Source organism: Inquilinus sp. NPDC058860, assembly GCF_042743185.1.
In the GTDB taxonomy this organism is placed as follows: Bacteria; Pseudomonadota; Alphaproteobacteria; order DSM-16000; family Inquilinaceae; genus Inquilinus.
In genome coordinates, this window is the sequence record NZ_JBHYMS010000001.1 from 102,231 (window position 1) to 115,347 (window position 13,117).

A 13,117-nucleotide genomic window follows, 5' to 3' on the forward strand; every position below is an offset into this window, starting at 1 on the left:
TGGCATGACGCACCTTCTCCGAACGGCCGGCATGGCCTGCTCCATCGCCATCTGCCTCGCCTCGGCGGCGTCGGCCCAGCCGCAGCCGGTCGAGCCCGGCTTTCCGTCCTCGACCCCGCAGGGGCCGGTCTCCCACCCGCCGCCCGGGATGCTGGGCACCAGCCTGATCGGCGCCAAGGTGACCGACACCGCAGGGCGCGGCATCGGCACGATCACGGACTTCGCCTTCGACCGGCAGGGCGGCGCCATCCGCTACGTCGTGGTCGGCGTCGACCAGATCCTCGGCCTGTCGCTCAAGCAGGTGAAGATCCCGAGCGACAAGCTGCGGCTGGCGGACGCCGCCGGCCGCGAGGTCGCGACCGACCTGTCCGAGCAGGACCTGAAGGCCCTGCCGGCGGCCGATGCGGAGCCCTAGGCAATCCGGCAGAAAGGAGCGATCCGATGCAGACCTGGCTCGTCACCAACCCGTCCGGACCGCCCGTGGCGATCCAGGGCGAGGACTTGGTCAGCGCGATGTCCCGGCACCGCGAGGCGCTGCTGGCGCTCGCCTTCCCCGGTGGGGTCGAAGCGGTCGAGACCGCCTGGATGCACTGGGACCAGGACCTGCTGGACGGCAACGGCGCGGTCGAGGTGATCCTGACCGGCCTGCGCGCCGGCACCGAACAGCAGGGCCGCCTGCTGATCGACGCCGCGCCGGGCGAGATCGCCCCGGACACCGGCCGGGCCGTGTTCTTCTGACCCTCCGGAACCGGCGTCCGGCCGGCCCCATTGCCGCTGGTAGGACGCGACACGCATGGAGGTTTTCCCATGGCCACGCAGCATCATAGCGGCCAGAGCGAAGCCCACGAGACCAGGGACCACGACACGATCCGGCGCTGGGCCGAGGAGCGCAAGGCCGTCCCCGCCACCGTGCGCGGTACCGCGCGCGGCGGCGACGAGGCCGGCATCCTCCGCTTCGATTTCGTCGGCGACGGCCAGAAGCGCGAAGAGGCGCTCGAAGAGATCTCCTGGGACGAGTTCTTCGAGAAGTTCGACGAGGCCAAGCTGACCTTCCTGTACCAGGACCGCACCGCCGACGGCCATGTGAGCCGCTTCAACAAGTTCGTGCGCCACTGAACCGGCGGCCGGCGACGGCGGGAGGCGGGCATGACGGACCCGGCGTTGGCGGTCCTGCTGTATTTCATCCTGCCGCTGTGGTTCGTCGCCGGCCTCGCCGACTGGCTGTGCCATCGCGCCACGAGCATCGAGGCGACGACGGGGGCGAAGGAGTCCCTGATCCACCTGCTGATGTTCGCCGAGGTGGCCGTGCCCCTGCTGGCCGCCCTGTTCCTCGAGATCAACGCCCTGATCATCGCCCTGATGATCGTGGCCTTCCTGGCGCATGAGGCGACCGCGCTGTGGGACGTCAGCTACGCCGTCACCCGGCGCGAGGTGACGCCGTTCGAGCAGCATGTCCACAGCTTCCTCGAGATGCTGCCGCTGATGGCGACGGCCTTCGTCGCCGTTCTGCACTGGCCGCAGTTCCTGGCGCTGTTCGGGCTGGGGCCGGAGCCGGCGCGCTTCGACCTGACCTGGAAGCAGGAGCCGCTGCCGGTGGCCTATATCGCCGCCGTGCTGGTCGCAGCGCTGCTGTTCGAGCTGCTGCCCTATCTGGAGGAGCTGTGGCGCGGGCTACGGACCGCCCGCGGCCGCCTGGTCCCGCTTCGAGGCGAGACCGAGAACCCCCGCCGGGGATAGGCGGTTCGATCTCCCCTCCGGAATGGATTTCGGCTGCCGCCTGTTGTCACCACGGCCGGCGCTGGCGATGCGCCGGGTCTCGCCACAGCCATGCGGCCCAGCCGATGCCAGACGCCGACCGCCGCCTGTCCCATGAGCCCGGCGCCGACCCTGCTTCCTCCCCGCCCCGTCAGGGCACACTCCGGGTGCTCGGCCTGGGGCTGATCACCGGGGCGGCGGACGACGACCCCTCGGCGATCGGCACCTACGCCAGCGCCGGCGCCGCGCTGGGCCCATCCTTCCTGTGGACCGCCCCGGCGACGCTGCCGATGATGTTCGCGGTGGTCTACCTGTCCGCCAAGCTCGGCCAGGTGTCCGGCCGCGGCCTGTTCCACGTGATCCGCGACCATTTCCCGCGCTGGGTGCTGGTTCCGGCGCTGATTGGCGTGCTGATCGGCAACACCATCGAGGCCGCGGCCGATATCGGCGGCATGGCGGCGGCGATCGGCCTGCTGCTGCCGGTTCCGTTCACCGGGATCGTGGTCACGGTCACCGCCGCGATCCTTGCCCTGCAGGTCTGGGGGTCCTACGCGCTGATCCGCAACGTGTTCCGCTGGCTGGCCCTCGCCCTCCTCGCCTATGTCGGCGCCGCGGTGCTGGCGAAGCCGGACCTGGCGGCGACCCTGGCCGGCACGCTGGTGCCGCGGATCCGCTTCGATGCCGAGTTCCTGTCGATGCTGGTCGCGGTGATCGGCACCACGCTGTCCGCCTATCTCTACACCTGGCAGTCGAACGAGGAGGTCGAGGAGGAGATCCAGATGGGCCGCCGCACGCTGGCGCAGCGCCGCGGCGCGACCGACGCCGAGCTGCGCCGCACCCGCACCGATGTCCTGGTCGGCATGGTCTTCTCGAACCTGATCATGTACTTCATCATCCTGTCGACCGGATCGACGCTGCACGCCGCCGGCCAGACCGAGATCAGCACCGCCGCCCAGGCCGCGGAGGCGCTGCAGCCCCTGGCCGGCGATGCCGCCGGCATCCTGTTCGCCGCCGGCGTCATCGGTGTCGGCTTCCTGGCGGTGCCGGTGATGACCACGGGCGCCGCCTACGACCTGGCCCAGACCTTCGGCTGGAGGCACAGCCTGCATGCCCGCCCGTCGGAGGCGAAGGCGTTCTACCTGGCGATCACCGGCTTCACCCTGGTGGCGATGGGGCTGAACTTCCTCGGCTTCAATCCGATGAAGGCGCTGGTCTGGTCCGGCATCGTCCAGGGTTTCTCGACCCCGCCCCTGATGCTGCTGATCATGCTGATGACCGGCAGCCGGCGGATCATGGGCGACCAGGTGAACAGCCCCGGCATCGCCATCCTCGGCTGGGCCACGACCGCGATCATCTTCGCCGCCAGCGCAGGGCTGGTGGCGACCTGGTTCCTCTGAGCCCGTCATGCTCGTCTATGGCGACGCGGTGCGGGTGGAGGAGCCGGGGCGGCAGCTCGGCCGCGTCGCCGCAGCGCTCGACCGCGCCCGCGACGCCGCCACCGGTCTGGATCGTCACGACCGGCTGGTCGAGGCGCTGATCGAAACCGGGGCGTTCGCCCAGGGCACGATCGACGCCGAGTTCGAGGCCGCCGGCCGGGATGCCCCCTCCCCGCTCCGCGACGCAGCGACGGCGCTGCTGATGGACCTCGCCGCGGCGATGCGCCGGTCCTGGGCCGCGGGCTTTGCCATGGGACCGGAGGATCCGACGCCGCGCCGGACGATCGATGGTCTGGCCCGGCGGGCCTTGCCCGGCGCGATCCGCTGCCGCCTGGCCGAAGGCTTCGCCTTCTATGCCCTGTATCCGGAGGCCTATCTGGAGGCCGCCGTGCTGGCGGGACTCCGGCCGCCGCGGGTGATCGGCATCCGCAGCATCGGCCTGACGCTGGGCGCCGTGGTGGCGGAGGCCTGCGGCGCGCACGGGCTGGCTTCGGTGCGGCCGGTCGGCCACCCGTTCCAGCGGCAGTTGTCCCTCGATCCCGGCCTTGCTGCCGGCCTGCTGGGCGATCCCGCGGCGACCTATGCCGTGGTCGACGAGGGGCCGGGCCTGTCCGGCAGCTCCTTCGGCGCGGTCGCCGACTGGCTGGAAGCCCATGGCGTCGACCGCAGCCGCATCCGGTTCTTCCCCGGCCATGGCGGCGAGCCGGGACCGCAGGCTTCGCCCGCGCATCGCGAGCGCTGGCGCAGCGCCGCCCGGCACGTGGTCGATTTCGACGCGCTGGCGCTGCGGCCGCGCCAGCCCTGGCACGGGCTGGGCGGCTGGATCGAGGATCTCGTCGGCGGCCCGGGACGCCTGGATGACCTGTCCGGCGGCGCCTGGCGGGAATGCCTCGCCTTGCCGCTCGACCGCTGGCCGCCGGCGCATCGGCAGCAGGAGCGCCGCAAGTTCCGCCTGGACACGGGCCGCCGCCGCTTCCTGGTGAAGTTCGCCGGGCTGGGCCGGCACGGCCGCGACAAGCTGCGGCGGGCACGGGCGCTGCACGTTGCCGGCTTCGGCGCCGAGCCGGTCGGCTATCGCCGCGGCTTCCTGGTCGAGCGCTGGATCGAGGGCGCCCGGCCGTTCGACCCCCAAGCCGGTGACCGCCCTGCCCTGCTGCGGCGGCTCGCGGCGTATCTCGGCTTCCGCGCCCGCTGCTTCCCGGCCGCGCCGGAGAGCGGCGCCACGCTTTCGGCCCTGGCCGAAATGCTCTGCCACAATACGGGCGAGGCCCTGGGCCGTGAGGCCGGCCGGGCCTTCGACAGCCTCGCCCGCGCGGCCAGGCGCCTGGAAGGACGGGTCCGCCGGGTCGAGACCGACAATCGGCTGCACCGCTGGGAGTGGCTGCTGGACCGCGACGGCACGCTGCTGAAGACCGACGCGCTCGACCATTGCGCGGCGCACGACCTGGTCGGCTGCCAGGACATCGCCTGGGACGTCGCCGGCGCGGCGGTCGAGTTCGACCTGGCCCCGGAGGAGGCGGGCGAGCTGGGACGCCTGGTCGGGCACGAGGCCCGGCAACCGGTCGATCCGGAGCTGTCGAGGGTCCTTGGCCCTTGCTACGCCGCCTTCCAGCTCGGGGCGTTCACCATGGCCCGGGATGCCGCGGCGGACGACCCGGACGAGGCGGCGCGGCTGGATCGGGAGGTGTCGCGCTACACGCGGCATCTGCGCCGTTTCCTGTCCTATCCGTAAAGCGGCGCGGGCCCGAACGCGGAAGTGGAACCGGGTAAGTACCCATCCCGTTGCCCCCCTAGGTGAGCGCCCCTCACGCGCTCGAAACGCCACAGCGACAGCACCATCAACGGGTCCGGATGCGCCGTCGCGCACCAGCCTCGGCAGACCATCCGCGCCCGTCATCCGAAGGGGAAGCCGATCCATGGCAGAGACCATCCTGATCACCGGCGGAAAGGGCTTCATCGGCAGCCATGTGGCCGGTGCCCTGCTGCGGCGCGGCCATCGGGTGCGCGTTCTCGACAGCCTGCTCGAGCAGGTGCACGGCAGCGCCGGCGGTTCCGCCGCGCCGCCGGGCGATGTCGAGCTGCAGGTCGGCGACGTGCGCGACGAGGTCGCCGTGGCCCGGGCGCTGAAGGGCGTCGATTCCGTGATCCACCTCGCCGCCGAGGTCGGCGTCGGCCAGAGCATGTATGCGGTGGACCGCTACGTCTCGGTCAACGACCTGGGCACCGCCACCCTGATGCAGCGGCTGATCGCCAACCCGGTGCGCCGTGTCGTCGTCGCCTCCTCGATGAGCATCTATGGCGAGGGCCTGTACCGCACCGCCGACGGCGATCCGGTCGAGGACGTGATGCGGCCGGAGCGCCGGGCCGGCGACTCCTGGGACCCGCTGGACCGGCAGGGCCGGCCGCTGGTCCCGGCGCCGACGCCGGAATGGAAGCGGCCGATGCTGGCCTCGGTCTACGCCCTGACCAAATACTGCCAGGAGCGGCTGGTCCTGACCGTCGCCGGCGCCTACGGCATGGAGGCCGCGGCGCTGCGCATGTTCAATGTCTACGGCCCCGGCCAGGCGCTGTCGAACCCCTATACCGGCGTGCTGGCGATCTTCGCCTCGCGCATCCTGAACCGCCAGCGGCCGCTGGTGTTCGAGGACGGGCAGCAGCGCCGCGACCTGGTGCATGTCTCCGACGTCGCCGAGGCCTTTGCCCTGGCGCTGGAGCATCCGAAGGCGCCGGGCGGCGTGTTCAATGTCGGCAGCGGCTGCGAGCGGACGGTGCTGGAGACGGCGCAGGCCCTGGCCGACGCCATGGGCCGGCCGGAGCTGGAGCCGGAGCTGGTCGGCAAGGCCCGCATCGGCGACGTGCGCCACTGCTTCGCCGATATCGGCAAGGCGCAGGCGGAGCTCGGCTTCGCCGCGGCCAAGGATTTCAGCGAGGGGCTGGCCGAGCTCGCCGAATGGGTCGCCGCCCAGCAGGCGGTGGACCGGGTGGCGGAGGCGCGGCGCGAGCTCGAATCCCGCGGGCTGGTGGCATGAGCAGGCCCTCTCCTGCCGTGACCGGCCTGCGGCCCGTCCTGGTGACCGGCGGGGCCGGTTTCATCGGCTGCAACCTGGCCGACCGGCTGGCCCGCGACGGCCACCACGTGCTGGTGCTGGATGCGCTGGCCCGGCCGGGGGTGGAGCGGAATCTCGACTGGCTGCGCCGGACCCATCCCGGCCGGATCTCCGCCGTCATCGACGACCTGCGCGACGGTGATGCCGTGTCCGCCGCGGCGCGGAAGGCGCAGGCGGTGTTCCACCTGGCCGGCCAGGTCGCGGTGACCACCAGCCTGGACGACCCGTGGACCGATTTCGAGGTCAATGTCGCCGGCACGCTGCGCCTGCTGGAGGCGCTGCGCCGGCACAATCCCGGCGCGCCGCTGGTCTTCGCCAGCACCAACAAGGTCTATGGCGACCTGGCCGATATCGGGCTGGAACAGGCGGGCGACGCCTACCGGCCGGTCGATGCGGCCCTGCGCGGCCGCGGCATTGGCGAGGACCGCCGGCTGGACTTCCACACGCCCTATGGCTGCTCCAAGGGCGCGGCCGACCAGTATGTGCTGGACCACGCCCGCAGCTTCGGCATGCCGACGGCGGTGCTGCGCATGAGCTGCATCTACGGCCCGCACCAGATGGGCACCGAGGACCAGGGCTGGGTCGCGCATTTCCTGATCCGCGCCCTGGACGGCCGGCCGATCACCATCTTCGGCGACGGCCGGCAGGTGCGCGACATCCTGTTCGTCGACGACGCGGTCGAGGCCTATGTCGCGGCCTGGCGGCGCATCGCGGCGGTGCGCGGCCAGGCCTTCAACCTGGGCGGCGGCCCGGCCAACGCCGTCAGCCTGCGGCAGCTGATCCGCCACATCGAAACGCTGACCGGGCGTTCGGTGAATGTCGAGTTCCGCGACTGGCGGGCCGGCGACCAGCGCTACTACGTCTCGGATATCGGCCGCGTCCGGCAAGCCCTGGGCCTGCCGGAGCCCCTGCCCTGGCGCGACGGGCTGGGCCGGCTGGCCGACTGGCTGCGCCGCAACCCCGTCGGCGACATCCCCGCCATCCCCGATCCCCGCGAACAGCGAGCGGAGGCCATCTCGTGAAGATCGCCCTGATCAACCCGCCCTGGCGCTACGACCACAGCATCTATTTCGGCTGCCGGGAACCGCATCTGCCGCTCGAGCTCGGCTATTCCAAGGCGCTGCTCGAAGCCGCCGGGCACCAGGTGCTGATGCTCGACGGCCATCTCTGCGGCACGGAGATGCAGGATCTGGCCGACGAGACCGCAGCCTTCGGGCCGGATATGACGGTCGTCACCACGGCCCCGACCTACCTGTTCTGGCGCTGCGCCCCGCCGGAGCTGCGCATCCCGCGCGAGTTCATCGTGGCGCTGAACGGTCGCGGCGGCCGCACGGTCGCGGTCGGCCCGCACGCCTCGGTCACGCCGGAGACCACGCTGCGCAAGCTCGGCGCCGACATCGTCGTGCGCGGCGAATGCGAGGAAGTGGTGGTGGCGCTGGCCGACGGGCCGGATCTGCGGCAGGTGCCGTCGATCGCCTTCCGCGACGGCGGCGAGGTGATCGTGAACGGCGGGCTGAACGCCAGCCGGTTCACCGACCAGCCGGCGCTGCGCTGGCCCGACGACTGGGTCCGGCGCCACGACCATCACCACCACCGCTTCGGCACCGAGGCGCATGGCCCGGGCGCCGAGGTCGAGGCGTCTCGCGGCTGCCCCTATCACTGCAGCTTCTGCGCCAAGAACGAGTTCCGCGACGCCTATCGCCGCCGCGACCTGGCGATCCTGCTCGACGAGATCGACGGGCTGATCGCGCAGGGCGCGACCTATCTCTATTTCGTCGACGAGATCTTCCTGCCGCAGAAGCCCTTGCTGGAGGCGCTGGTCGACCGCCCGGTCGAGTTCGGCGTGCAGATGCGCATCGACCTGTGGAAGCCGGAGATGCTGGACCTGCTCGGCCGGGCCGGCTGCGTGTCGATCGAGGCCGGGGTCGAGAGCCTGACCCGCGAGGGCCGCGACCTCCTGACCAAGAACTGCAAGCTGTCGACCGACGAGCTGGCCGACCGGCTGCTCTACGCCCGCCGCAGCGTGCCCTTCGTCCAGGCCAATCTGATCAAGACCGCCGACGACGATGCGGAGATGATCGCCGCCTGGCGCGACAAGCTGCAGCGGAACGGCGTCTGGGCCAACGACCCGGTGCCGCTGTACCCCTATCCCAGCTCGCCCGACTACCAGCGCCTGTGGGGCCAGCCGGACAGCCGGGCCTGGGAGCGGGCGCATGAGCATTATCTGCGCCAGTTCGACCATTTCAGCGACATCCAGGACGAACGGCCCCTGCCCCTGAGAGAGCTGGAGGCGGCGTGCGGACCGGCATGAGCATTCCCCGACGGCTGCTGATGACGGCGGACGCGGTCGGCGGGGTCTGGTCCTATGCGCTGGATCTCGCCGCGGCCCTGGCCCGCCGCCACGGCGTCGAGACCACGCTGGCGGTGCTCGGCCCGCTGCCGGACGAGGACCAGCGCTGGTCCGCCGGGCTGGTGCCGGGGCTGCGGCTGGTGGAGACGGCGCTGCCGCTCGACTGGCTGGCCGGGCGGCCGCAGGAGGTCGAGGCCGCCGGCCGCCGCATCGCCGCGCTGGCGGTCGAGACCGGCGCCGGGATGGTGCAGCTGAACAGCCCCGCCCTGGCGGCCAAGGCCGTGTTCCCGGTGCCGACCGTCGCCGTGCACCATTCCTGCGTCGCCACCTGGTGGGCCGGCGTGCGGACGGGCCCGCTGCCCGACGACTTCGCCTGGCGGGCCAAGCTGGTCCGCCGCGGCCTGCATGCGGCCGACGCGGTGGTGGCGCCCAGCCGCGCCTTCGCCCGGGCCACGCGGGCGGCGTATGGGCTGGGGTCCCTGCCTGTCGCGGTCTGGAACGGCCGCACGGCGCCGCTTGAGGCCGGAGCGGCACCAGAGCCGGCGGAGTTCGTGTTCGGCGCCGGCCGGCTGTGGGACGAGGGCAAGAACGTCCGGGCCCTGGACGGCGCCGCGGCCCGGCTCGGCGCCCGGCTGCTGCTGGCCGGCCCGCTGACTGGCCCGAACGGCGCCAGCGTGGCGCCGCGCCACGCTCTGTGCCTCGGCACGCTCGGCGGCGAGGCGATGCGCGACTGCCTGGCCCGCCGGCCGGTCTTCGCCTCCACCGCGCTGTTCGAGCCCTTCGGCCTGGCGGTGCTGGAAGCGGCCCAGGCCGGCTGCGCCCTGGTGCTCTCCGACATCCCGACCTTCCGCGAGCTGTGGGCCGACGCCGCGGTCTTCGTGCCGCCGCGCGACGAGGCGGCGATCGCCGCCGCCCTCGGCCGGGTGCTGGCCGACCGCGGCCTGCGGGAGCGTCTGGGCGACGCCGCGCGCCGGCGGGCGGCGCGCTACACCATCGCCGCCATGGCCGACCGGATGGCCGGCCTCTATCGCGGCCTCGCAACCACGGCGGCGCGGCCTGTGCGGGAGGCGGCGGAATGAAGCTCGCCTACTTCACCCATTCCCTGCGCTCCTGCTGGAACCACGGCAACGCCCATTTCCTGCGCGGCGTGCTGCGCGAGCTGATCCAGGCCGGGCATGAGGTCGCGGTCTACGAGCCGGCCGGCGCCTGGAGCCTGGCGAACCTGCTGCGCGACCATGGCGAGGCGGCGCTGATTGCCTATCGGCGGGCCTATCCCGAGCTGTCCTCGACCGCATACGGACCGGATCTCGACCTGGAGCAGGCGCTGGACGGCGCCGATGCCGTGCTCGTGCATGAATGGAACGATCCCGGTCTGGTGGCCGCGATCGGCCGCCTGCGCCGCCGGGGCGCGCGCTTCACCGCCCTGTTCCACGACACGCATCACCGCGCCGTCAGCGACCCCGGGGCGATCCACCGCTTCGACCTCGACGGCTATGACGGCGTGCTGGCCTTCGGCGCCGCCCTGGCCGAGGTCTATAGACGCTGGGGCTGGGGCCGCCGCGCCTTCGCCTGGCACGAAGCCGCCGACACCCGCCTGTTCCGGCCGCCGGACGAAGAGGCCCCCCGCGACGGCCTGATCTGGGTCGGCAACTGGGGCGACGAGGAACGCAGCGCCGAGCTCGACGCCTTCCTGTTCCAGCCGGCCCGGGCCGCCGGCCTGCCGCTCGACATCCACGGCGTGCGCTACCCGCCGGAGGCGCTGGCCCGCCTGGCCGCCGAAGGCGCGCGCTATCATGGCTGGCTGGCCAATGCCGAGGTGCCGGCCGCCTTCGCCCGCTACCTCGCCACGGTCCATGTGCCGCGCCGCTTCTATGTCGAGCGGCTGCCGGGCATTCCGACGATCCGGGTGTTCGAGGCCCTGGCCTGCGGCATCCCGCTGGCCTGCGCTCCCTGGCATGACACCGAGGGCCTGTTCCGGCCAGGACAGGACTATCTGGTCGCGCAGGACGGGGCGGAGATGGCCCGCCACCTGGCCGCCCTGCGCGATGACCCGGAGCTGCGCCGCAGCCTGGCCGCCAGCGGCCTGGAGACGATCCGCGCCCGGCACAGCTGCGCCCACCGCATGCGCGAGCTGCTGGCGATCCTGGCCCGGTTGCGCACCGCCACCCCGATGGAGTCCGTCGCATGAGGATCGCCTTCTACGGATCCAGCCTGCTGTCCGCCTACTGGAACGGCGCCGCAACCTATTACCGCGGCCTGCTGCGCGACCTCGCCGGCCGCGGCCACGCCATCACCTTCTACGAGCCCGACGCGTTCGACCGGCAGGCGCATCGCGACATCGACCCGCCGGACTGGGCCGAGGTCCGGGTCTATCCGGCCAGCGAGGAGGCGCTGCGCGGCGTGGTCGCCGAGGCGGCGCTGGCCGATGTGGTGGTGAAGGCCAGCGGCGTCGGCGTGTTCGACGAGCTGCTGATCGAGGGCACGATGGCGGCGGCGCGGCCGGAGGCGGTCCGCATCTTCTGGGACGTCGACGCCCCGGCGACGCTGGCCGAGCTGCGCCGCGGCGGTCCGGACCATCCGCTGCACCGCGCCCTGCCGGGGCTGGACATGGTGCTGACCTATGGCGGCGGCCCGCCGGTGGTCGCGGCCTATGAGGCGCTCGGCGCCCGGCGCTGCGTGCCGATCTACAACGCGCTGGACCCGGAGACGCATGTCCCGGTGCCGCCCGACCCGCGCTTCGCCTGCGACCTGGCCTTCCTGGGCAACCGGCTGCCGGACCGCGAGGCCCGGGTTGCCGCCTTCTTCCTGGCGCCGGCGGCGCGGCTGCCCGACCGCCGCTTCCTGATCGGCGGCGCCGGCTGGGAGGGACGCGCCATGCCCCGCAACGTGCGCTGGATCGGCCATGTCGGCACCGGCGACCACAACGCCTTCAACGCCACGCCGCTGGCGGTGCTGAACATCGCCCGCGACAGCATGGCGGCGACCGGCTTCTCCCCCGCCACCCGGGTGTTCGAGGCGGCGGGCGCCGGCGGCTGCCTGATCACCGACGCCTGGGAGGGCATCGAGCTGTTCCTGAAGCCCGATGCCGAGGTGCTGGTCGCCCACGACGGCGCCGAGGTGGCGGCGCATCTGCAGGCGCTGGACCGCGAGCGGTCCCAGGCCATCGGCGCGGCCGCCCGGGCCCGGGTCCTGGCCGAGCACACCTATGCCCGTCGCGGCGCCCAGGTCGACGCCCTGCTGCGCGACACCGCCGCGGCGAAGCGCGAGAGGACCGCCGCATGACCCGCCCCCTGCGCCTCGTCTTCATCGGGCTCAGCCTCTCCTCCTCCTGGGGCAACGGCCACGCCACCACGTATCGGGCGCTGCTGCGGGCCCTGGCCCGGCGCGGCCACGACATCCTGTTCCTGGAGCAGGACCAGCCCTGGTACGCCGAGAACCGCGACCTGCCGGACCCGGATTTCTGCCGGCTGGCGCTGTATTCCGGCCTGGCCGGGCTGTCGGCCTATCGCGCGGAGGTCGCCGAGGCCGACGCCGTGATCGTCGGGTCCTATGTCGCCGACGGCGTCGCCGTCTGCGCCTGGGTGCAGAGCGTTGCCGCCGGGGTGACCGCCTTCTACGACATCGACACGCCGGTGACCCTGGCGAAGCTGGAGCGCGGCGACTTCGAGTATCTCTCGCCCGACCTGATCCCCGGCTTCGACCTGTACCTGTCCTTCACCGGCGGCCCGACGCTGGCGCATCTGGTGCATCGCTACGGTGCCGCGGCGGCGCATCCGCTGTACTGCTCCGTCGACGCCGACGCCTACCGGCCCGAACCGGCAGCGCCGCTGCGCTACGACCTCGGCTATCTCGGCACCTACAGCCCCGACCGCCAGCCGACCCTGGAGACTTTGCTGCTGAAGCCGGCGCGGGCCCTGCCGGACCAGCGCTTCGTCGTCGCCGGATCGCAGTTCCCGCGCGAGATCCGCTGGCCGTCCAACGTCACCCGCATCGAGCATGTCCCGCCCGGCGATCATCGCGGCTTCTACAACGCCTGCCGCTTCACCCTGAACGTCACCCGCGCCGACATGGTCCGCGCCGGCTACAGCCCGAGCGTGCGGCTGTTCGAGGCGGCCGCCTGCGGCACGCCGATCATCTCCGACCGCTGGCACGGCCTCGAATCGATCTTCACGCCGGGGGCCGAGATCTGCCTCGCCCATGACGGCGGCGAGGTCATCGAGATGCTGACCCGGTGCCCCGAGCCGCTGCGCCGCGGCATCGGCGAGGCGGCCCGGCGACGGGTGCTGGCTGAGCATTCCTCCGACCGCCGTGCGGCGGGGCTGGAGGAGGTGCTGCGGCGGCGGATCGACGAGCTGGCGCGCCAACGGCCGGTCCGCGCCGCCGCGACCAGAGGCGGACAGGGCCGGAGCCGCGGGCCCCGGCCGCATCTCCGGGTCGTGAAGCAGGCGGACGTCAACGAGAGAGGATGA

The 13,117-nt window shown here is 72.7% G+C and carries 13 protein-coding genes; all 13 read left to right on the forward strand.

Annotated elements, in window-relative coordinates:
- The first annotated feature begins 4 nt into the window (after positions 1–4).
- Complete coding sequence (locus ACFW16_RS00490; protein WP_380300743.1) at positions 5–415, forward strand: PRC-barrel domain-containing protein; 411 nt, start codon at positions 5–7, stop codon at positions 413–415.
- 26 nt (positions 416–441) lie between these two features.
- Positions 442–738, forward strand: a complete 297-nt coding sequence (locus ACFW16_RS00495; RefSeq protein ID WP_380300745.1) for a hypothetical protein — start codon at positions 442–444, stop codon at positions 736–738.
- A 69-nt stretch (positions 739–807) separates the two neighbouring features.
- A complete protein-coding gene (locus ACFW16_RS00500) occupies positions 808–1,116 on the forward strand; it encodes a hypothetical protein (RefSeq protein ID WP_225769921.1) in 309 nt (102 codons plus the stop codon).
- Positions 1,117–1,146: 30 nt separating this feature from the next.
- Positions 1,147–1,737 (forward strand): hypothetical protein, encoded by a 591-nt coding sequence (locus ACFW16_RS00505; RefSeq protein ID WP_380300748.1) that lies wholly within the window; start codon positions 1,147–1,149, stop codon positions 1,735–1,737.
- A 104-nt stretch (positions 1,738–1,841) separates the two neighbouring features.
- The gene (locus tag ACFW16_RS00510; RefSeq protein WP_380300750.1) at positions 1,842–3,152 is read left to right on the forward strand and encodes an Nramp family divalent metal transporter; all 1,311 of its coding nucleotides are present in this window, start codon (positions 1,842–1,844) and stop codon (positions 3,150–3,152) included.
- 7 nt (positions 3,153–3,159) lie between these two features.
- Positions 3,160–4,923 carry a hypothetical protein gene (locus ACFW16_RS00515; RefSeq protein WP_380300752.1) on the forward strand — a complete coding sequence of 588 codons (1,764 nt, stop codon included), beginning with the start codon at positions 3,160–3,162 and terminating at the stop codon, positions 4,921–4,923.
- A gap of 184 nt (positions 4,924–5,107) precedes the next feature.
- Positions 5,108–6,220, forward strand: a complete 1,113-nt coding sequence (locus ACFW16_RS00520; RefSeq protein WP_380300754.1) for an NAD-dependent epimerase/dehydratase family protein — start codon at positions 5,108–5,110, stop codon at positions 6,218–6,220.
- The gene (locus tag ACFW16_RS00525) at positions 6,217–7,320 is read left to right on the forward strand and encodes an NAD-dependent epimerase/dehydratase family protein (protein ID WP_380300756.1); all 1,104 of its coding nucleotides are present in this window, start codon (positions 6,217–6,219) and stop codon (positions 7,318–7,320) included. Before ACFW16_RS00520 ends, ACFW16_RS00525 begins: the two co-directional genes overlap by 4 nt.
- Positions 7,317–8,609 (forward strand): TIGR04295 family B12-binding domain-containing radical SAM protein, encoded by a 1,293-nt coding sequence (locus ACFW16_RS00530; protein ID WP_380300758.1) that lies wholly within the window; start codon positions 7,317–7,319, stop codon positions 8,607–8,609. The genes ACFW16_RS00525 and ACFW16_RS00530 overlap by 4 nt, the downstream gene beginning before the upstream one ends.
- The gene (locus ACFW16_RS00535; RefSeq protein ID WP_380300760.1) at positions 8,606–9,727 is read left to right on the forward strand and encodes a glycosyltransferase family 4 protein; all 1,122 of its coding nucleotides are present in this window, start codon (positions 8,606–8,608) and stop codon (positions 9,725–9,727) included. The genes ACFW16_RS00530 and ACFW16_RS00535 overlap by 4 nt, the downstream gene beginning before the upstream one ends.
- Positions 9,724–10,836: a glycosyltransferase gene (locus ACFW16_RS00540; RefSeq protein WP_380300762.1), complete on the forward strand. Its 1,113-nt coding sequence runs from the start codon at positions 9,724–9,726 to the stop codon at positions 10,834–10,836. Before ACFW16_RS00535 ends, ACFW16_RS00540 begins: the two co-directional genes overlap by 4 nt.
- Entirely contained in the window at positions 10,833–11,930 is a 1,098-nt protein-coding gene (locus ACFW16_RS00545; protein ID WP_380300764.1) for a glycosyltransferase, read from the forward strand. The genes ACFW16_RS00540 and ACFW16_RS00545 overlap by 4 nt, the downstream gene beginning before the upstream one ends.
- Entirely contained in the window at positions 11,927–13,117 is a 1,191-nt protein-coding gene (locus ACFW16_RS00550; RefSeq protein WP_380300767.1) for a glycosyltransferase, read from the forward strand. Before ACFW16_RS00545 ends, ACFW16_RS00550 begins: the two co-directional genes overlap by 4 nt.

Excerpts from the sequence above, each read along its gene's own strand:
- ACFW16_RS00505 (WP_380300748.1), top strand. The coding sequence starts at position 1,147 with ATGACGGACCCGGCGTTGGCGGTCCTGCTGTATTTCATCCTGCCGCTG.
- ACFW16_RS00520 (WP_380300754.1), top strand. The coding sequence starts at position 5,108 with ATGGCAGAGACCATCCTGATCACCGGCGGAAAGGGCTTCATCGGCAGC.
- ACFW16_RS00490 (WP_380300743.1), top strand. The coding sequence starts at position 5 with ATGACGCACCTTCTCCGAACGGCCGGCATGGCCTGCTCCATCGCCATC.
- ACFW16_RS00500 (WP_225769921.1), top strand. The coding sequence starts at position 808 with ATGGCCACGCAGCATCATAGCGGCCAGAGCGAAGCCCACGAGACCAGG.
- ACFW16_RS00540 (WP_380300762.1), top strand. The coding sequence starts at position 9,724 with ATGAAGCTCGCCTACTTCACCCATTCCCTGCGCTCCTGCTGGAACCAC.
- ACFW16_RS00535 (WP_380300760.1), top strand. The coding sequence starts at position 8,606 with ATGAGCATTCCCCGACGGCTGCTGATGACGGCGGACGCGGTCGGCGGG.
- ACFW16_RS00495 (WP_380300745.1), top strand. The coding sequence starts at position 442 with ATGCAGACCTGGCTCGTCACCAACCCGTCCGGACCGCCCGTGGCGATC.
- ACFW16_RS00545 (WP_380300764.1), top strand. The coding sequence starts at position 10,833 with ATGAGGATCGCCTTCTACGGATCCAGCCTGCTGTCCGCCTACTGGAAC.
- ACFW16_RS00510 (WP_380300750.1), top strand. The coding sequence starts at position 1,842 with ATGCCAGACGCCGACCGCCGCCTGTCCCATGAGCCCGGCGCCGACCCT.
- ACFW16_RS00515 (WP_380300752.1), top strand. The coding sequence starts at position 3,160 with ATGCTCGTCTATGGCGACGCGGTGCGGGTGGAGGAGCCGGGGCGGCAG.
- ACFW16_RS00550 (WP_380300767.1), top strand. The coding sequence starts at position 11,927 with ATGACCCGCCCCCTGCGCCTCGTCTTCATCGGGCTCAGCCTCTCCTCC.
- ACFW16_RS00525 (WP_380300756.1), top strand. The coding sequence starts at position 6,217 with ATGAGCAGGCCCTCTCCTGCCGTGACCGGCCTGCGGCCCGTCCTGGTG.